Origin of the sequence: Muriicola soli (genome assembly GCF_004139715.1) — a bacterium.
GTDB classification, from domain to species: Bacteria; Bacteroidota; Bacteroidia; order Flavobacteriales; family Flavobacteriaceae; genus Muriicola; species Muriicola soli.
In genome coordinates this window covers 1,007,474-1,027,348 of sequence record NZ_CP035544.1, presented here as the reverse complement: position 1 = coordinate 1,027,348, position 19,875 = coordinate 1,007,474, and the positions used below count along the sequence as shown (strand labels likewise).

The window sequence follows — 19,875 nt, the reverse complement described above, 5'->3', positions numbered from 1 at the left end:
AATCAGTAGTGAGTCTGTTTAGTGTATCACACTCTTATAGTGCTCCTTAAAAGCTTTTTCATAGAGCTCTTCGTAAAGGGGCATAACATTCTGCAGATCGAATTTCAGGGCCTCCTTGTATGCATTTTCTTTAAAGGTTTCCAGGGTTTTGGGATCCTTTAAAATGTGTAATGAATTCTTGACCATATCATCTACATCCCCTACATCACTCAAGAACCCGGTTACACCGTGAATATTAACCTCAGGAATTCCACCGGTATTACTGGAAATCACGGCTACTTTATTGATCATGGCCTCCAGAGCTGCCAGACCGAAACTTTCCGACTTTGAGGGCAAAAGGAACAGGTCTGAGAAACAAAGAATCCTGTCTATTTCAGAGCTTTGCCCCAAAAATACCACCTTACTATTGATCCCGAGTTCATCACAAAGCAACTCTGCTTTTTCCTTTTCCGGACCCTCCCCTACCATAATGAGCTTGGCCGGTATTTCCTTCTGAATACCGTAAAATACCTTGATCACATCGGGAATATGCTTTACTTTCCTGAAATTACTGATATGAGTGATGATTTTTTCATCCTCTCCTGCCATCAGCGAACGCTGGCAGTCTGTGAATCCTGCGCTGTATTTTCGTTTGTCAATAAAATTGGGGATGACTTCAATCTCTTTATCTATTTCAAAAAAGTCGAGTGTCTTTTGCCTTAGGTCGGCGGAAACACTGGTCACCACTTCAGACTTATTGATGCTAAAGGTTACTGCCGGCTTATAGAAAGGGTGATTTCCCACCAAAGTAATATCCGTTCCGTGGAGGGTCGTGATCATAGGAACGTGAATGCCTTCTTCTTCCAAAATCTTTTTAGCCATATAGCCGGCATAGGCATGGGGAATGGCATAATGCACATGCAGTAGTTCGATCTCGTGTAACTTGATAGTATCTACCAGTTTGCTGGATAAGGCCAGCTCATAAGGCTGATAGTGAAACAAAGGGTACTCAGGAACATGTACCTCGTGGAAGTGGATATTATTCCCCAACAATTCCAGACGCACAGGCTGCCTGTAGGTCACAAAGTGAATTTCGTGACCTCTGTTGGCCAGGGCTATGCCCAGTTCTGTAGCGACAACGCCACTTCCCCCGAATGTGGGATAACAAACAATGGCAATCTTCATACCGTAAAATTACATTTAAATTCCTATTCTAATTTATAATAGAATCATAAATCGCCTGTTGTATCCGGGTCCGGAGTTCCGATTTGATAAGAAGGTTGTTAGAGGATGTGGGATAGGTCCTGTTCGATAAAAAGACGTAAATGATCTCTTCTTCTGGATCGGCCCAGGTATAGGTCCCTGTAAATCCGCTATGGCCAAAACTCTTTCGGGAGACACAGCCACAGGTTGGCCCGTATTCTTCAAGCTGAGGCTTGTCAAACCCTACGCCCCTCCGAACATTTTCATTACAGAAGTAACACTTATTGAATTTTTCAATAGTCCTCGATTGCAAAAAGCGATCCCCGCCGTAATACCCTCCTTGCAAGTACATCTGCATTATCTTGGCCACATCATTGGCATTGCTGAAAAGTCCGGCATGACCGCCTACACCGCCCTGCATAGCCGCTCCCATATCATGGACAAAGCCCTGTACCGTCTGATACCTGTAGTAATTGTCGATTTCTGAAGGAACTATGCGTTTTTTTTCAAAGTAATCCAGAGGCCTGTAGCCTGTATTGTTCGTCCCAAGTGGTAAGAAATACTTTTCCCTTGCCAATTTGTCCAGAGGCTCCTCGTAAGTGTCTTCAATATACTTTTTCATCACGTAATAAGCTACATCACTGTAACGATAACGATTAGATTTTAACGATTGCCGACCTATGCGATTGTATATGGAATCCTGATAAGCGTCACTGAGATAGAGGTTTTTTGTCACCTCAATAGAATAGCCGGGTCCGGGACGCGAGCGATAGAACTCACTCGATGGTTTTCTGTCCTTGTTGAGGGTTGAGAGGTAGAATGCAATCCACGAGGGCAGCCGGCCATAGTGACTCAGCGCCTTTAGTACCGTCACGTTTTTGAGATCGGTGGTATCATAAGCCTGTATCAATTCGCCAAAGGTGTCATTGAGCGAAATTTTACCTTCTTCTTCCATGGCCATCACTACGGGAAGTGTCGATAATATCTTGGTCAGTGATGCCAGGTCGTACAAATGATCTGAGGTTATGGAATCTGTAGAATCGTAAGTAGGCTTGCCAAAATTCTTATTGTAGATCACTTTACCCCTCCTAGCAACCAAGACCTGCGCTCCGGGATACATCAGAGAATCAATTCCATTTCGTACCAAGGTATCTACCCTGGACAGAAGACTACCCTTCATCCCTACCCGCTCAGGAATGCTGTAGCCCAGACGACCCAATGATTTACTTAATATTCCGTGCCCGACTGAAAAATCTGAGCCGAGGGATACCGGCAAGACTCCTTTGGCAGGAATAGCGCCAAAAATCACCTCAGCGGACTTTTCGAGAGCAATCTTGCTATTTTGATATCCCAGAACCAGCGCATCAATATCATTGTAATTCACCAGGTCCAGGAGTGCGTAAGGTTTGGCAAAAACGGAGAGGATGAGATTGAAGTTCCTCGATCGTCCCAATTCAGCCAGCCAGTATAGTTCCTTCTCCGAAAATTTATAAGGCTTCCAGGGACTTTCATTGCTCTTGTGAAAACCAACGATAACCACATTGAAACCCCCGAGATTCGCTTTAAGGGTGCCAATATCTTTGCCTTTTACTTCCGTGACGTCCGTAAATTTCTGTAAAGCGGTGAGAAACGCATCACCTGTGTCGTCGCCCATTCGTACATAGGCAATCTTTTTGTTTTCCAGGTTCTTGACAGGAAGTAAAGACACATTGTTCTTTACCAGGGTTATCGCGTTTTCAAAAGCTTTTTCATAAAGCAGTTGGTCTTCAACACTATTGAGATCCTGGTATAGACCATCGGACTTCACAGGTTCATAGTCATACAATCCTGCCTTGTACTTAGCCATCAGGATTTTCTTAACAGATGACGCTAATCTGCTTTCCGATATAACACCTTGTGCTAAGGCTTCTGAAATAGCTCCCCTCGCCGCACTTATGTCTTTGGGCATCAGTAAAATGTCATTACCTGCCAGGAATGCCTGTAATTCTGCATTGATGTCTCCTGCAAAATCAGTCACGCCTTTCATATTCAAGGCATCCGTCAGCACTAAGCCTTGGAATCCCAGTTCTTTCTTCAATGTTCCCGAGATAATATCAGCAGAAAGAGAAGAAGGTCTTTTTTCGTCTGATTCCAATGCCGGCACATTAAGATGGGCAACCATTACCCCAGAAACTCCGGCAAGGATTAATTTTTTATAGGGATACAACTCAACACTGTCTAGTCGTTCCTTTTCAAAGGGAATCACGGGCAGATCTTTGTGTGAATCCACTGCGGTATCCCCATGGCCCGGAAAATGTTTGGCGCTGGTCAGTACTCCTGCCCTGCTCATGCCCCTGACAAAAGCTGCTCCTTTTTGGGCCACATTTTCACGATCTTCACCAAACGACCTGTTTCCAATAATGGGGTTTCTCGGATTTATATTGATATCCACATCGGGGGCAAAATTGATATGTACCCCCATGCGTTTAGCATGACTTCCTATTCTGAACCCAACCTCTTCTACAATACTGGAATCTTTTATCGCTCCCAACGTCATGTTCCAGGGATAGGCAAAAGTAGAATCGAGTCGCATCGCGAGACCCCATTCGGCATCCATACCAATAAGCAATGGTACCTTGGCGAGAGATTGATATTCGTTAGTCAGTTTTGCCTGCCTCTGAGGTCCGCCTGTTGAAAAAATGATTCCTCCCAGATGCTCTTCAACTATCAACTTCTTGATCTTGTCGGTTGAGGCTTTATCCTGATCTGAGGCTACAAGGACCATAAAGAGCTGACCTATTTTTTCTTCCTGGGTCATTTGCGAGTAGATGCCATCCACCCATTGCAGCTGGGCAACACTGTCTGCCGCTTGCAACGGATTTTGTTGGGCCTGACCTGCAACGGTTAAAATAAAAATGAAGAAGAAAAAGTAGCGCTTTATCTGCATAGGCAATTTGATCCTTGATTCTAACTGTATTCGTTTAGAAATATTGTAAAAAGCGAGATAACACTCTGAAATTGTGGTGAATAGATTAAATAAACCTTCCATGCCAGCTTTCGGAAGCTGGAACCTCCCAATGTTCCAGGTATTCCTGTTTATTGGCAACGAGGTTATTGAAGACAATAGTACTTTTTGTTATAGCCCTGGACTTTGCCATTTTCTTAAAGTCGGCCATTGATTTGTACGTAATATAATCCCCCTGTTTAAAGGAGACATTCATTCTGTCAAGGAGTTCAAGTCCAAACCTTTTTTCCAGGCCCTGAATAAAGTGTACTGAAGCGTCTATCGAACAACCGGAGGCCGAGGCCAGTGATTGATCTAATCCGATGATGATAAATCGCTTGTACTTAATTTCGTATCCTGCACGGAGGGAATCACCGTGAGCCGTCCACTGTGTTAGAAACTGCGGTAGTAGATTCTCAATTTCCTCCAATTCCTCCTCAGAAAAATTTCTATTGGCCTGATAGATCCAAACTCTGGATTCCTCGGGTAATTCTTTAAACGATACTAACATGACACTCTGTGTTTGATTCCTTCATAATCCTTCTCTAAAATCGTTCCAAAACTAAAAAGCATCAAAGATCTTCGGCCTCCGACATCAATTCGGCGATATCCATGACGGCAATCGAGGCCTCCTTCTCTTTGTTCTTTACCCCATCGGTCATCATCGTATTACAAAATGGGCACGCTGCTGCGATGATTTCCGGCTGGGTTTCCATAGCCTGTTCTGTTCTTTCGATATTAACCTCTTTATCCCCCTTCTCTGCTTCTTTAAACATCTGCGCTCCCCCGGCACCACAACAAAGGCCACGCTGGCGGCAACTTTTCATTTCCACCAGTTCTGCATCCAACTTCCTGATCAGTTCCCTGGGAGCTTCATACACATCATTTGCTCTACCCAAATAACAAGGATCGTGATAGGTGATACGTTTGCCTTTATAGGTTCCGCCCTTCAGACCTATTTTGCCTTCTTCCACCAATTGCTTTAGAAACTGAGTGTGATGAACAACATCGTAGTTCCCACCTAATCCGGGATATTCATTTTTTAAGGTATTAAAACAATGCGGACAAGCGGTGACGACCTTCTTTATCCCGTACCCATTCATGACCTCAATGTTGGTTACGGCTTGCATCTGAAACAAAAATTCGTTCCCGGCCCTTTTTGCAGGATCGCCGGAACAACTCTCTTCAGTGCCGAGTACGGCAAAGGAAACTCCGGCTTTGTTCAGTAGCTTTACAAAGGCCTTAGTGATCTTCTTAGCCCTGTCGTCAAAACTACCGGCACAACCCACCCAGAACAAGATCTCTGGTTGTTTACCTTCTGCAAAGAGCGATGCCATTGTAGGTACATTCATTTTTTTCTGGTGTTTTTCTGTTATCCGGCCTCTTCCGCCCAATTGAGTCGATCCATCTGGTTAAAAGGCCACGGAGCCCCATTGTTCTCTATATTCCCCATCATCGCATTTAATTCTGCCGGTGCTGCCGACTGCTCCATTACCAGGTACTGCCGCATGTTCATAATGATTGACAAGGGATCTATGCTCACCGGACATGCTTCTACACAGGCGTTACAGGAGGTACATGCCCATAATTCTTCCCTACTGATATAGTCATCGAGTAGCTGTTTGCCATCGTCTACAAATTCGCCCTTGTTTTTATCTATATTTTTCCCTACTTCCTCCAGCCGGTCCCTGGTATCCATCATGATCTTGCGGGGAGAAAGTTTCTTTCCGGTCTGATTAGCCGGACACTCGCTGGTACATCGACCGCATTCCGTGCATGTATATGCGCTCAGCAATTGAACCCATTTTAAGTCCTGCACATCTGATGCTCCAAATTTCTCCGGGGGAGCAGTGTCTTCCGCAGGAGCGGCAAAAGGATCGGCATTGGGATCCATCATCAACTTTACTTCCTTTGTTACAGCTTCATTGTTCGCAAATTCACCTTTGGGTTTTAAATTGCCAAAATAAGTATTGGGAAATGCCAGCAGGATATGCAAATGCTTGGAATAATACAGGTAATTCAGGAAGAATAAGATGCCTGCGATATGCAGCCACCAGGCAATCCGCTCAATCAGAATAACGCTACTGGCAGACATACCTTCAAATACGGGTAAAATAAACTGACTTACAGGAAACATTCCCGCCTCCTCATAATGGGCAACACCCATCTGCTGTAATTGGTAGTCAGCAGCATTCATAGTGAGGAACAAGCCCATAAGAATGAGTTCAATATAGAGGATCCAGTTTGCATCGCTCTTTGGCCATCCTTTCATTTCCGGCTTTACAAATCTAGCCAGCTTTAAAGCATTTCTTCTCAACCAGAAAACTACTACTGCCACTATAACCAAAAGGGCGAGGATCTCGAAGGAAGCGATGAGGAAATCGTAGAATCCGCCCATAAATGCAAAAATCCGATGAGTTCCAAGCAGGCCATCAATTATAATCTCCAGAACCTCAATATTAATTATGACAAAACCGATGTAAACAATTATATGCATTATCCCGGCAATAGGACGCACCACCATCTGGGATTGTCCCAGGGCAATCCTGGCCATATTCTTCCACCGCTGCGGCTTATTATCTGAAAGATCAGCATCTCTGCCCAGAAATATATTTCTTCTGAGTTTTTTCACATTCCTCGAAAAATAGCCGATTCCAATGACGAGCAATATGCCAAAAAGTATGTTGGGAAGGTATTCCATTAATTATTCTTCATTAGATGCAGGATCGTTTTGCGGAAGGGTATATTCGATCTGTTTTTTACCAAAAACCGATACGTTGACGTAGCGTTTGGGGTTCAGACGAAAATCCTGAAGGAGTAGATCGAGTTCTTTGGAAGCTTCTGTGAGGTTTTTATACAACTGCTCATCGTTCATCAATTTACCCATTGTCCCTTCCCCACTTTCAATTTTCCCCAATACGGCATTGAGGTTATTCATTGTTGATTCTAATTTCCTGACTGTAGCACCCAGATTATTCGCTGCCAGGGAGTCTGACAGACTTGCAAAATTAGTGGTCAGGGTATTGATATTACTCAATGAACTATCGATATGCATTTTGTTCGATGCCAAAATTTCATTTAAGGTCCCGGCGCTCTTCTGGAAACTCTCGATAACTACAGTTAAACCCTGGATACTCTCACGAAGGTTTTTCTTGGTGTTGTCGTCCAGTACATCATTGACATTCATCAACAGGGAATCGGCGTTTGAGACCGCCCCCTCAACTTTCAATTGTAAAGGAGTTAATTTCTGTTGCACGAGTTCGGTAAGCCCCGGACGCGTATTTGTCATGAGGGTGTCACCGGACTGAGCAATTGGGGCGTCATCAAAAACTGGTTTTATCTGAATTCCCTTTCCGCCTATTATTCCTGTATCGTACAACTCGGCTTTGCTATTCTCAGAGAATTCAAAATTATTAGACACCGTAAATGTTACGACCAGTTGCCCGCTATTGTCTTTAAACTTGATGTCGTTGACCTTTCCAACACTAAAACCATTAATTGATACCTGGGTTCCTGTTTGCAAGCCCCCGATATTATCGTATACGGCATAAAAGATCTTGCTGTCATCAAAAAGCGGACTCGATTTCAGATAGCTGAACCCCAGAATAAAAAGGAGAATTCCCCCGATAACAATAATACCCGTCTTAATTTCCCGTGATAGTTTCAAAGACACTTATTTAGGTTCCAAACAAAATTAGGAATAAAAATGAAAGTCGGCCTATTATTCATCTTCGTATTTCAAGGCGTCTTGTAAAGCGATGCGTTTCCCCCCTTTGTAGGCTACAATATAGGAGGTGGTAAAGCCTTTCATGTCGGCATTAGACTTTAATAATTTAGCGCCCATATACGTATCCGTTTCACCATACAGGTAACGGAATAAGTTTTTAATGGGTTCCTTTGATATTTTGTTCAAGCCTTTGAATTCGGGAGAATTAAGAGGAAGGTCCTTAGCTGTGGCCATTATCTGAACCTTAAAAAGCACTCCGCTTTTCCCCACCATTTGTCTCGCCTTTGGCTTATCTTCCTTTATTTCTGCAGGGGCTTCTTTTGATGTAGTGGTATCAGCCGAGGAAGTATCTTCTGCCTTCGCAACTTCGGCTTCAGGCTCTTTTTTTAGTTCGAGGATTTCCTCCTGCTTCAGATCCGGATCCTCTGCTTTACCGGTAGATTCCAGCGGTAACTGCCCATTAGAGATGACGGTTTCTTCATCCGGGATACTCTTTTGATATTTTATGATGGCCTGGGCGATAGCTTTTCCCATCTCAGCCTGTCCTTTTGATGAATTCAAATATCGGCCTTCGTCTCTATTGGTCAGGAAGCCCGTTTCTATAAGTACACTGGGCATGAAGGTTTGATGCAGCACGATAAATCCTGCCTGCTTTACTTTCCGGTCGTTGCGCTTTAACTGCCCGGTAAAATTGTCCTGAATGAGTTTGGCCAGAAGAATGCTCTGGTCTAAAAATTCTTCCTGCATAATGGTAAGACCAATTACAGATTCAGGTGAATTGATATCGTAGTTCGCATAGCGAGCTTCATAATTATCTTCGAGATAGATCACCGAGTTTTCCTTTTTTGCGATCTCGAAGTTTTGTTTATTAGCATGGAGCCCTAAAACAAAAGTACCTGCCCCATGAGCATTAGAGGTATGCGAATCACAATGGACGGATACAAAAAGATCTGCTCCTGCCTTATTCGCGATTTCGCCTCGCACAAAAAGATCTACAAAAGAATCGTCATCTCTGGTATAGACCACTTTGATGCCCGGAACCTTTTTGAGTTCTTCCCCTATTTTCAGGACGATACTCAGGGCTATGTTCTTCTCCATATAGCCATTACCCAGGTTGCCGGGGTCGTGACCCCATGACCTGCGTCCAGTACCACCACGAAACCGTCATCCCCTCTTTCTTCAGGAAGCGGATTTGATGCGATTATCTGAATACTAAAAATGAGAAAAAAACCAGCTGTGAAAAGCAATTTTTTATTCATGGTATTCGGGGGATTTTACTTCTTTTTCTCAGGTTAAATTTATTGTAATCTGCTACTGGCAGAAAAAAAATATATGTAAGTTTGATTTCCAAATATCAAGCCATATCATTACAAAAATAGGATATATAGCTTTGCAATCAAACAAACGGCTTTTTCTTTTCTCAGGTTTGTTTCTCTTGGTTGCAACAATGATTTTTGGACAAGAGGACCAAACAAAACCGCTGCCCATTAAAGCCGTGCAGGATAGCATCAGGGCTCCACTGCCTCCGCAAACCCTTATTCGCGATACGGTTCAAACCGATTCAGCTCTGCCCGATTCACTTCCCAGAAAGCCTGCTCTCCTATTGGATAACATCAAATACAAGGCCAAAGATTATGTGAAGTTGAGCCAGAAAGATCAGAAAATCTATCTCTACAACGAGGCTGAAATCTATTACCAGGACACCGAATTAAAAGCGGGAATCATCATCCTGGATTATATAAAGAATGAGGTCTATGCCGGGCGCTTAAAAGATTCTGTGGGGAATTATTCGCAACTCCCCTATTTTAAACAAGGGGAAAATGTGGTGATCCCCGACTCCATCCGCTTTAATTTTGACACCCAAAAAGCGGTGATCTGGAATTCGAGAACCGAGCAGCAGGCTGGTCTCGGACAATTGGGGAGCGATGCCATGAAAGTCTACGCCGAACGCACCAAAAAGGAAAATGATTCGGTTTACTTTCTGAGCGAAGGAAAACTTACCACTTCCAAGGATACCATCGATCCCGATTACTACATCCGGGTAAGAAAGGCAAAGTTTGTACCCAAGAAAAAAGTTATTGCGGGTTTTAGCAACCTGTATATCGTAGACGTACCTACCCCCATTGCACTGCCATTCGCTTATTTCCCGCTTACCGTGGGCAGGACAGCAGGGATAATGATGCCAACCTTTGGCAACGACCCCAACCGTGGGTATTTCCTCCAGAATGCGGGATATTACGTCCCCATTAATGAATACGTAGACCTTACCCTCACAGGTGATCTGTATACCAATGGTAGTTATGGAATCCGGGCACAATCTGTGTATTCGAAACGATATAGTTACAGGGGAAATTTTAATTTCAGATATGAAAATCAGATCGTGAGTCAGAAAGGCTTTGACGACTATAGCAGGGGGACCATTTACAATATTCAGATCTCCCATTCGCAAGACCCCAAAGCAAATCCTAATTCAAGATTATCCGCTTCCGTAAACCTGGGAAGCAGCCAGTATTATCGGAATTCCCTGTTACAACAGAATTTAGCGCTGACACAGACCAACAACCTGTCGTCCTCTATTTCTTATTCCAAAACCTTCCCGGCCTATCCCTCGGTCAATATGAGTTTAACGGCAACCCATAATCAGAATACCAATACCAATGTGGTAGACGTTACCCTGCCAACCCTGCAAGCAAGTATGGAACGAGTTTTCCCTTTTGCACCCCTGGAGGGGATAAAAAAAGGAGCCATTCAAAATATTAACTTCCAGTACGATCTCAATGCCAGGAATAGCATTCGAACTGATGACGAAGACTTCCTGACCGGCAAAATGTTTGACGATGCAAAAGTTGGGGCCAGGCATCGGATACCCATCAGTACGAATTTCAAAGTTGCGAAGCATTTTAGCGTAACTATGGGTGGAAGTTATGAGGATATCTGGACGCTTCAGACCTTTGATCAGCGTTTTGATCCGGATTCTCAAACCGTTGTAACTGATACTATTAGTGGATTCGACCGTTATAATCAATATAACTTCAGTGCAAGTGTGGGAACCACCCTGTACGGAACTTTTACTTTTGGAGAGGGAAAAAAATTCCAGGCTATCAGGCACGTTCTCAGGCCCACGGTGAGTTACGGTTACGCCCCTTCTTTTGAGCAATATTACGATGAATACCTCAACGAGGTTTCAGGGAATATTGTGCAATACAGCCGTTTTCAGAATACGATTTACGGGGCTCCGCGATTGGGTAAATCCAATGCTTTGACCTTCTCCCTGCAAAATACCCTCGAGGCAAAGGTGAAGGACAAGGATTCTACAGCAACTGAACCAAAGAAGATCCAGCTACTCAATAGTCTCAATTTCTCCTCCGGATATAACTTTGAAGCCGATTCCTTAAAAATAAGTCCGGTAAGCATGAGTGGAGGTACCAATCTGTTTAAAAACAAAATGTCTGTAAACTTTGGTGCCAGTCTGGACCCCTATGCTATTGACAACAACGGCCGGCGGATAAATACATTAAACGTTAATAACGGAGGTAGTTTGTTAAGGCTTACCAGTGCAAGAATGAATATCAGCTACAATATCAGCAGCAAGGATTTTGGTGCTAAGAAAGAGGAGGACGAGCCGGAAGACGATCCTTACGAAGGGCAGAATTATGTTGCGGCAAGTGGAGGAAGAACGGACGATCTCTTTGGTGCTGCCGACAATTTTAACGAGAGTAGTTTTAAAAACAGGGATCCCGATGATATTGAAAATCCGAGATACAGGACTAAAATCCCATGGGATCTTAGGCTTCAATATGCAGCTAATTACAGCAACAGTAATCGCCAGAATGAATTCTCGAGCCATTCGCTGATGTTTTCAGGTAATGTGGAATTGTCTCCGCGCTGGAAGGTGGGGGTGTCTTCTGGTTATGATATTAAAAATCAAGGATTTACGGTAACCCAGTTGCGTTTTGAACGCGATCTTAAAAGTTTTAATTTACGGTTTAACTGGACGCCTTTTGGGGATTTTGAGCGCTGGTATTTCTTTATTGGCATAAAGAGTTCTATTTTACAGGATCTCAAATGGGAAAACCGCAGTCAGCCTCCCAGAAGGTAATTAAAAATAACATGTCAAATGAGCAGTAGAAAAGTAATTCACACTTCCAAGGCCCCATCCCCGATCGGTCCCTACAGTCAGGCTATACTGGCAGGGCACACTCTTTTTATCTCAGGGCAGATCGCCATGGATCCAAACACAGGAGACCTTATTGAAGGGGATATCAGGCAGGAAACCAGAAAATGTATGGAGAACCTAGAGGCCATCCTCAAGAAAGCCAGTATGGGTTTCGATCAGGTTGTAAAAGCTTCAATTTTTGTGAAGGATATGAAGCAGTTCGCAGAAATTAACGAAGTATATGGTTCTTATTTTGATGCAGCTTCAGCTCCGGCCCGTGAAACGGTAGAAGTAGCTAATCTTCCTAAATTTGTCAATGTAGAGATCTCAATGATCGCGATCAGATAGTTGCCTTGTGGAATTCAACAAGACCGTCTATGGGCCGTTGCCTGATTTCCCCGGGAACCAGATCATTGCGTTCGAGAACCGCTTTTAATTCATCTCGAAGAAAATAAGCAATACTGCCCACAAAATGTACAGGCACCTTGGTGGCTAGCTCAAATTGCATGATGTAATTATTCACAAACTGCTGCAAGCCTTTATCTATAACTCCTTTACAGTAAGGATGTTCCTTGTTTTCGATCAGGAAACGGGCAAAAGTTGCCAGGTAGGTATTTGGATTAGGTTGCTTGTACAGGTTTTCCTTGATCACATCCGGATCGAGGTTGTATTCACTTGAGAATTTGAGACCTAAAGCCTGAGGCATTTTGTGGAAGTAGTAATCCCTGATCAGTTTCCTGCCAAAAAAGTTCCCGCTTCCGTCATCCATGGGAATATACCCAAGAGATATCACCTTTTGAAATAATTGATGTCCGTCGTAGTAGCTGCAGTTCGATCCGGTCCCAAGGATGCACACGATCCCCTGATGCCCTATTTTGGTAGTGGAATAAATTGCCGCATAGGTATCTTCCTTTACTTCGATCTTGGCATTAGTAAAAAATGATTTAAAAATGTTGCGCAGAAATTTTTTCATACGGTTAGTACCGCAACCTGCTCCGTAAAAGTAAAGTCGTTTAACCTTGGTTTTACTCTTGGAAATCTCAAAATTATTTGCCAGTCGGTCTTCAATGACCTCCCTGGTGAGTACTTCCGGACTAAGGCCCAGAGTCTGAGTCATGAAAACCTCATCGCCATTTTTGTCCAGGGCAATCCAGTCGGCTTTTGTCGCTCCGCTATCAACTATTAATATCATGGAATTACGCTTAAAAAAGAAATCCTTAAAATAAGCAAAATATACCTATTCTAAGGATTTAATTGATTTTGAATTCGGCCCTTAGAGCTTGTGGATATATTCCGCCAAGTCTACTAATTTATTAGAATATCCCGCTTCGTTATCGTACCAGGATACCACCTTGAAGAAGGTAGGGTTCAATTCGATCCCCGCATCGGCATCAAAGATGCTCGTCCTTGGATCACCCACGAAATCCTGAGAAACAACTAGTTCTTCTGTATATCCCAGAATTCCTTTTAGTTCTCCTTCTGATGCTGTTTTAAAGGCTTTCTTAACCTCTTCATAGGAAGTTTCCTTTTTAACCTTAACCGTCAGGTCAACTACAGAAACGTCTGCCGTTGGCACCCTAAATGCCATTCCGGTTAGTTTTCCTTCCAGGGCAGGGATCACCTTGGTCACGGCTTTTGCTGCCCCAGTTGAGGCAGGGATGATGTTAAGCATAGCACTTCGGCCGCCCCGGTAATCTTTCTTAGACGGGCCATCAACTGTAAGTTGCGTGGCCGTAGTTGCATGTACAGTGGTCATCAATGCTTCTTCAATTCCAAAAGAATCGTTTAATACCTTGGCCAAAGGCGCAAGACAGTTGGTAGTACAGGAGGCATTGGAAACGATTTTATCTGTAGCCTTCACGTCCTTGTGATTCACTCCCATAACGAACATTGGGGCATCTTTAGAAGGTGCAGAGATCACTACTTTTTTAGCTCCTCCGTCAATATGGTACTGCGCTGTTTCAAGGGTTGTAAAGATTCCTGTACACTCCGCAACTATGTCAACGCCTACCGCGTCCCATTTTACATTCTTGGGATCTCGTTCTGCAGTGATCCTAACAGTCTTTCCGTTAACAACAAGGTGTCCATCTTTTACTGATACCGTCCCGTCAAATCTTCCGTGTACTGAATCGTACTTTAGGAGATAAGCTAAGTGCTCTACATCCAAAAGATCATTGATCGCAACGACCTCAACGTTGTCTCTATTCACGATAGATCTCAGGACCAGTCGTCCAATTCTACCAAATCCGTTTATTCCTACTTTTAATGTTGCCATATTCTTTTTTTTATGTACTCATTATATCGGATACTCTGATGAGTTCCTTATTAATTTTTGTTTTTCCTTTGATCGCCTCACTTATTGGGGTGAAGGCTATATCATCATCGAGGATACCTACCATAAGGTTGGTCTTTCCATCTAACAAGGCTTCCACAGCTTTTACTCCCATTCTGCTTGCCAGTACACGGTCAAAACATGTTGGAGAACCACCTCGCTGCATGTGTCCTAAAACACAAACACGGACGTCGTAGATGGGTAAGTGCTGTTCTACGTATTCCTTGAGTTGGAAGACATTTTTCCCTGTAGTTGTATCACCTTCTGCTACTACAACGATGCTAGATGACTTTCCTGTAAGTTTACTCTTTTTCAGGGATTCTAACAGACGCTCGAGGCCCAGATTTTCTTCGGGGATAAGGATTTCCTCAGCTCCTGCTCCTACTCCTGCATTCAGGGCGATATGCCCTACATCTCGTCCCATCACTTCAACAAAGAAGAGACGGTGGTGAGAACTCGCCGTATCGCGAATCTTATCTATCACTTCCATAGCGGTATTAATCGCCGTATCAAAACCAAGGGTGTACCGGGTACCAAAAATATCGTTATCAATAGTTCCGGGAATGCCAATCACCGGGATATTGTATTCCTCATTGAATAAAAGGGCTCCGGTAAAACTACCGTCTCCCCCTATGACGACCATGGCATCTACCCCTTCGGATTTGAGTTGATCGTAAGCTTTCTGCCTGCCTTCCTTGGTTCTGAATTCCTCACATCGGGCCGACTTTAAAATAGTACCCCCTTTGTTGATGATGTGATTGACGCTTCTCGCATTCATAGGAAGGAAATCTCCTTCGATCATTCCTTCATATCCCCTGTAAATCCCGACACACTCAATTTTCATGTATGCGCAGGTTCGAACAACAGATCTAATGGCTGCATTCATCCCCGGAGAATCACCTCCTGAGGTAAAAACCGCTATTTTCTTAATTTTTGCTTCCATAGAAATTTAAGAATCTCAAAAGTAACAAACAATTATGAAAACATAGCCCTTGCGGCATCTAAATTGCTGCCGGGTGCTTAATCAAACGATGTAGTTTAAAAAATACTTGGACAAATTTCCAATTGAAAGATATTCCAAAACCTCTCTTACTTCTTCAAGAGATTCGTCTTGGGTTTTTGATAGAATTTAATAAGGCTATCCCTGCCCATGGTCGCCTTTGATTTTTCTGCCTTTAATTTAGAAGTTTCACTTTTTTCTTTAGGTTTAAATACCTTTCGCAGAAGTTCATTAAAAGTACTGAAATCCACTTCGTATGACAAACCAATTCCCTGGGTGTAGCCTGTCTGATCGGCAAGGAACTGCTGAATCTCGTTTTCACGATTAAAAATCTTTGCCCTTAAGGTTCCTTCTTCGTTTAAAAGTACCTGAACTTCCACATCCCCTGCAACCACAGTTTCACTTACCCCGCCAACAGGAACTCCGAAACGGCCGTTGAACAATACCCTGTCACTAATTCTTGTTGACACCGTTACCCCGAGTCGGTTTTCGGTTTCTATCTGACTCGCATCAAGGGTGCTCTGTTCTAAGGAAAAACCAAAATCAAACTTGTCATTCCCCCCGCCCAGCAGTGAATTCACCAGGCCTGAGGCCGTCTGTATCAAATTCCCCGTCACCGCCTGCTGATTTAAACCACTCCCTTCATCTACAAAGGTACCCTGTGCAAGGAGGAAGAAGGCGTTACGCTCTTCAACCGTGGGATCCTGGAGTTTGTATTCCAGTTCAGACTGAACAATGGAACTCGTGCCCGGAAATTCAATATTAAAGTCTATGGTAGGCCTTTCCAACTCTCCGGTGAGCTGAACTACAACATCGGTTGGTATTCTCCTGGTCACCCCCGAATTATCAAGGAGGGGAGCCGGATTTGCGTTCAGGGAATAGACGGCTTCCATGTTCAATTGGGCAGCGAGCGGAGTTCCATCCCATACGATGCTACCCCCGGGTTTCACCGTAAACGACTTGTCTATTACTCCACCAAATCGATAATTGTAGGTTCCTGTTACCACAACAAAGTCGCCAAACATATTGAATGTGCCTTTGGTATTAATCCTAATCAGTAGAATTCCCTCCCCTGTTCCTTTCAGGGAGGATCCGGTTTTCTGGTCAACCACGATTTCCACCTCGGCATCGGGTGTTACATCCAGGTCAAAATTCAGTTCAAGTCCTTCGTAATCTTGCAGAGTCTTCTCGATTTCAAAGGTTTGCTGATCCTTTTTCTCAATAAAATTAATAAAGGAGTAATCGCCTATTGAGGCAACGTCACTCAATGGGATCTTCAGGGAAGTACCTTCAGCGGTTTCGCCGTATACCTTAATTGTTAAGGCCCTGGTGGGTCCAAAGATCCTTCCTTCTCCGTTGAGATAGCCGGTTCCGTAATACAGTACTTCCTCCTCAAAGGGCGTATTGAGAATTAAGAAACGGTTGTTATTGGTATTGACATCGAGATCCAGTGTCCAATCGTCCCAGAATTGATGTTTTATGGTGCCGTCGAGTTCCGCTGATGTATTCATGGTGACATCCGTCAGCTCTATATTCTCAAAATCGAATGTCTGGTTGTACAAGCGTACTCGTGAATTGGGGCCAAAACTGTAATCCACGTTCAGGTACGGTATAGCGATTCCTGCATCGTTGAGATTAAGAAGTCCGCTAATATTTGGGTTCCGAAGATCTCCTTTGATCTGGGCTGCACCGTTGAGCATTCCTCGGATATTGGTGATAATTCCTTCTCCCAGAGGACTGAAGGGTTCCAGGCTGAAGTTGTTGAAGTTGGCCATCAGATCAGCATCGGGAATATCATTTCTATTGTTGAAATTTCCTAAAAGACTGAATTTCTCAACTCCGTCATCTGAGATTTGAGAGTTTACGACATATTCGGTAAGATCCCTGTTCCCTACGATACCAATACTCAACTCCCCTAGCGCGATATCATTAACCCCGAAATCTGAAATTTGCAGGTTACAGGAGGGCAGATAAATATCATCTTTCTGAAGAATATTCAAGGTGCCATTGATTTCCCCCTGCAGTTTCAGGCTGTCGATACTCGGGGTGATCTTATTTAAGGAGACAATTTTAAAATCGAGTTGAAGATCTTTATAGGTAGAATCTGCCAGTTCACCTCGCAGCCTGATCTGTTCCCGGTTATCATTATTCATGACGATCTCCTCAATCTGGATGCTGTCTAGCGATCTGCTGATAATCACTTTGTTCTTCCGATCACCATCTTTATTTAAAACCCATGTATTTCCCTTAAAATTGACATCCGAACGTTTCAGACCAATAACCGAACGATTCTGCGCATTAAAAGTGTGATAAAAGTTAAGGTTATAACTGTCGTTAAATTCCCTCCCGCCTTTGAATTCTGTTCGGAAAAAGAGTGTGTCAGAGAGGGTTGTGTTGATGAGATTAAAGTCCTTGAGATCGTAGTATACCGATTTGACATCAGATACCGAGACATAAGTGTTAAAGAGCGGATTTTTGTTGTCGATTTTTACATCGATACTATCAAAGACATTCTCAAAAGCCGATATCCTGGGCGATTTAAAATTGAGTTTAAAGTCGCCCTCATCCGCAACGATGTTCCCTCTGATAAATGTGTTGGGATCAAAGGCAACCTGAGGAAAAAACACATCGACAATCTTGTTGTAGATTTTAAAATTAAAATCGAGTATCTGTCCTTCTGATATATCGAAAGGCTTGTAATTTGTGTAGATGCTCCCGATGGAATTCCGGATTAGTTTTTCGAGCTCGTTCACTTTAAACCTACCCCGCATAAATCCGGTAATGATATCCGGAGAATTAATTTCAACCGTTCTGATACTATCCTGGCCAAACGAAGAAGTTACCTTGAAATCCTCAAAGAAATAGGTATTGTTTATGTTTTGGTAATTGGTATTTGAAAAGGAAATGTTACCTACTACATCATCGAGATTACTTCCGGAGATATCCATTTTTACATCGCCCTTAAAAATGGAAACGCTGTCCCTGATAAAATTTAGTTTTTTAAGGTCAGCATAGGCCACTGAAGCATCAAAGTTGAAATTATTCACAGCGCCACCAAAGTCGGCCAGCCCTTTAAAATCAAGATTAAAGTTGGGGTCCTTTACCACTAGTGAACCATCGAATAACTGATCTTTAAGAATACCCGAAACATTGAGATCCTGATAATTGTATTTGTTGAATTCTATGGAATACACCTGGCCGATCACCTCCGTATTGAGGTTGTCCTGAGCAAATCCTGTGCCTTCCACATTCACATCCATGGAAGCCAGTCCCAGTTTTTCGTCATTGACAAATCGGCCCAGGTCAAAATCGATTAGGGACACAAATCCTTTGTATCGGGCGTTTTCAATTTGGTCCACGTCGGTGAGGGTAAGATCTACGTAGCTACTCCCAATACTACTATTAATATTGACTCTGGTTTGAACAGATGATTCGGTGATAGTCGCATCCCCGCGAACCGTAAACTGACCTAGTTTGGAGAAGGTGGAAGGAATAGATGCACCCAATACCTCGGGCATGAGCGACCTAAGCTCGTAATAACTAGTGGTGATATTTTTGATCCCAGCCTCCAGGACAAAAGGATTGTTTTTAGTAAATAAGTTTTTAAAATTAAAATCTCCCCTGATTCCGGTATTCTCAGTGGTAAGGAACACTTCATTGACATTCAGGTCGTTGAGCACCCCGTTGAGCGATGCGGAAAATAACACCTCTTTGCCTGTACCGAATTGCTGACTCAAAGTGTTGATATCATCCAGGGACACTTTAGAATCTACAAAGTTCGCCGTGAGATTCACTTTATTGAGGAAATCAGCAAAGTCTTCCCTATTGTAATCAAAAACCAGATTTCCGACAAGCTGTGAATTTGGCGTTGTGATGTTCAGGGAATCAAATCTCATCTGTTGGGTGGTATAGGTAAACGAAGTTCCCAGTTTGGAGAGTTCTATACCCCTTTTGCTCAAAAATGACAAAGCTTCGATCTCTGTGGTCACTTCAGGGCCCAGGATCTGAAATTGCCGCGCGGTGAGATTCAGATTTTTAAAATTTAAGGTTTCTGAATTCTCGATATTTTCGTCGATTAGCCGAAAGACCGAGTTTTGTATTTCAATGTCTGAAGAAGAAAGATAAAAAGGTGGGTTACCCGGGGTTCTTGGCTTATTGCTGTCCAATTTGGCGACGAAGATATCGAGATTTGTACTGGTCTCCCCTTCATATTTTTTAAGCTTAAAATTGAGTCCGTCTATTTCTATAGCGCCGAATTCAAGGCTACCGGCCATGAGGTTCCGGATGCTTAAAACAGAGGTATTTAATTCTTCAATATAGATTAAGGTATCCTGTTGATAGTCCTGAATAAAAATACCTTCCAGGGCCGTATCCCAGGAAATAAGAGATACACGCAGCCGATCTATATTGATATTGGTCCCAAATTCCTCGTTAATGGAGTTGGTTGCATACTTTGCCAGGTTGGTCTGGACCACCGGTAAAGAAAGAATTATGG

Annotated in this window: 14 protein-coding genes; 2 read left to right on the top strand and 12 right to left on the bottom strand. The window is 43.3% G+C overall.

All coding sequences use genetic code 11. The annotated features are described in order from the left end of the window. Positions 1-18: 18 nt before the first annotated feature. The 8 genes from bshA to EQY75_RS14550 all read right to left on the bottom strand — a co-directional run bounded on the left by bshA (position 19) and on the right by EQY75_RS14550 (position 9,151). Complete coding sequence (bshA, locus tag EQY75_RS04515; RefSeq protein WP_129603256.1) at positions 19-1,164, bottom strand: N-acetyl-alpha-D-glucosaminyl L-malate synthase BshA; 1,146 nt, start codon at positions 1,162-1,164, stop codon at positions 19-21. 28 nt (positions 1,165-1,192) lie between these two features. Beyond that, entirely contained in the window at positions 1,193-4,108 is a 2,916-nt protein-coding gene (locus tag EQY75_RS04510; RefSeq protein WP_129603254.1) for a serine hydrolase domain-containing protein, read from the bottom strand. 85 nt (positions 4,109-4,193) lie between these two features. Beyond that, entirely contained in the window at positions 4,194-4,676 is a 483-nt protein-coding gene (locus EQY75_RS04505) for an ABC transporter ATPase (protein WP_129603252.1), read from the bottom strand. 61 nt (positions 4,677-4,737) lie between these two features. Further along, entirely contained in the window at positions 4,738-5,517 is a 780-nt protein-coding gene (locus EQY75_RS04500; RefSeq protein ID WP_129603250.1) for a (Fe-S)-binding protein, read from the bottom strand. Positions 5,518-5,537: 20 nt separating this feature from the next. Further along, a complete protein-coding gene (locus EQY75_RS04495) occupies positions 5,538-6,866 on the bottom strand; it encodes a 4Fe-4S dicluster domain-containing protein (RefSeq protein WP_129603248.1) in 1,329 nt (442 codons plus the stop codon). A 3-nt stretch (positions 6,867-6,869) separates the two neighbouring features. Further along, positions 6,870-7,832 (bottom strand): MlaD family protein, encoded by a 963-nt coding sequence (locus EQY75_RS04490; RefSeq protein WP_129603246.1) that lies wholly within the window; start codon positions 7,830-7,832, stop codon positions 6,870-6,872. Positions 7,833-7,886: 54 nt separating this feature from the next. Continuing rightward, positions 7,887-8,990: an N-acetylmuramoyl-L-alanine amidase family protein gene (locus EQY75_RS04485; RefSeq protein WP_425462152.1), complete on the bottom strand. Its 1,104-nt coding sequence runs from the start codon at positions 8,988-8,990 to the stop codon at positions 7,887-7,889. Continuing rightward, entirely contained in the window at positions 8,975-9,151 is a 177-nt protein-coding gene (locus EQY75_RS14550; protein WP_425462151.1) for a hypothetical protein, read from the bottom strand. Before EQY75_RS14550 ends, EQY75_RS04485 begins: the two co-directional genes overlap by 16 nt. Before the next feature lie 188 nt (positions 9,152-9,339). Here EQY75_RS14550 and EQY75_RS04480 point away from each other — a divergent pair, with 188 nt between their 5' ends. After that, positions 9,340-11,991, top strand: a complete 2,652-nt coding sequence (locus tag EQY75_RS04480) for a putative LPS assembly protein LptD (RefSeq protein WP_246020004.1) — start codon at positions 9,340-9,342, stop codon at positions 11,989-11,991. Between the two features lie 18 nt (positions 11,992-12,009). Further along, positions 12,010-12,396 carry a RidA family protein gene (locus EQY75_RS04475; RefSeq protein WP_129603242.1) on the top strand — a complete coding sequence of 129 codons (387 nt, stop codon included), beginning with the start codon at positions 12,010-12,012 and terminating at the stop codon, positions 12,394-12,396. Here the strand turns inward: EQY75_RS04475 and EQY75_RS04470 are convergent. From EQY75_RS04470 to EQY75_RS04455, 4 genes are all read right to left on the bottom strand, one after another. Continuing rightward, positions 12,389-13,240 (bottom strand): N-acetylglucosamine kinase, encoded by an 852-nt coding sequence (locus tag EQY75_RS04470; protein ID WP_129603239.1) that lies wholly within the window; start codon positions 13,238-13,240, stop codon positions 12,389-12,391. The genes EQY75_RS04475 and EQY75_RS04470 overlap by 8 nt on opposite strands. Before the next feature lie 81 nt (positions 13,241-13,321). Continuing rightward, positions 13,322-14,323 carry a type I glyceraldehyde-3-phosphate dehydrogenase gene (gap, locus tag EQY75_RS04465; RefSeq protein ID WP_129603237.1) on the bottom strand — a complete coding sequence of 334 codons (1,002 nt, stop codon included), beginning with the start codon at positions 14,321-14,323 and terminating at the stop codon, positions 13,322-13,324. Between the two features lie 10 nt (positions 14,324-14,333). Further along, positions 14,334-15,323, bottom strand: coding sequence for a 6-phosphofructokinase (pfkA, locus tag EQY75_RS04460; RefSeq protein ID WP_129603235.1), 990 nt, complete (start codon positions 15,321-15,323; stop codon positions 14,334-14,336). Positions 15,324-15,469: 146 nt separating this feature from the next. Next, the gene (locus EQY75_RS04455) at positions 15,470-19,855 is read right to left on the bottom strand and encodes a translocation/assembly module TamB domain-containing protein (RefSeq protein WP_246020002.1); all 4,386 of its coding nucleotides are present in this window, start codon (positions 19,853-19,855) and stop codon (positions 15,470-15,472) included. Positions 19,856-19,875 lie beyond the last annotated feature (20 nt).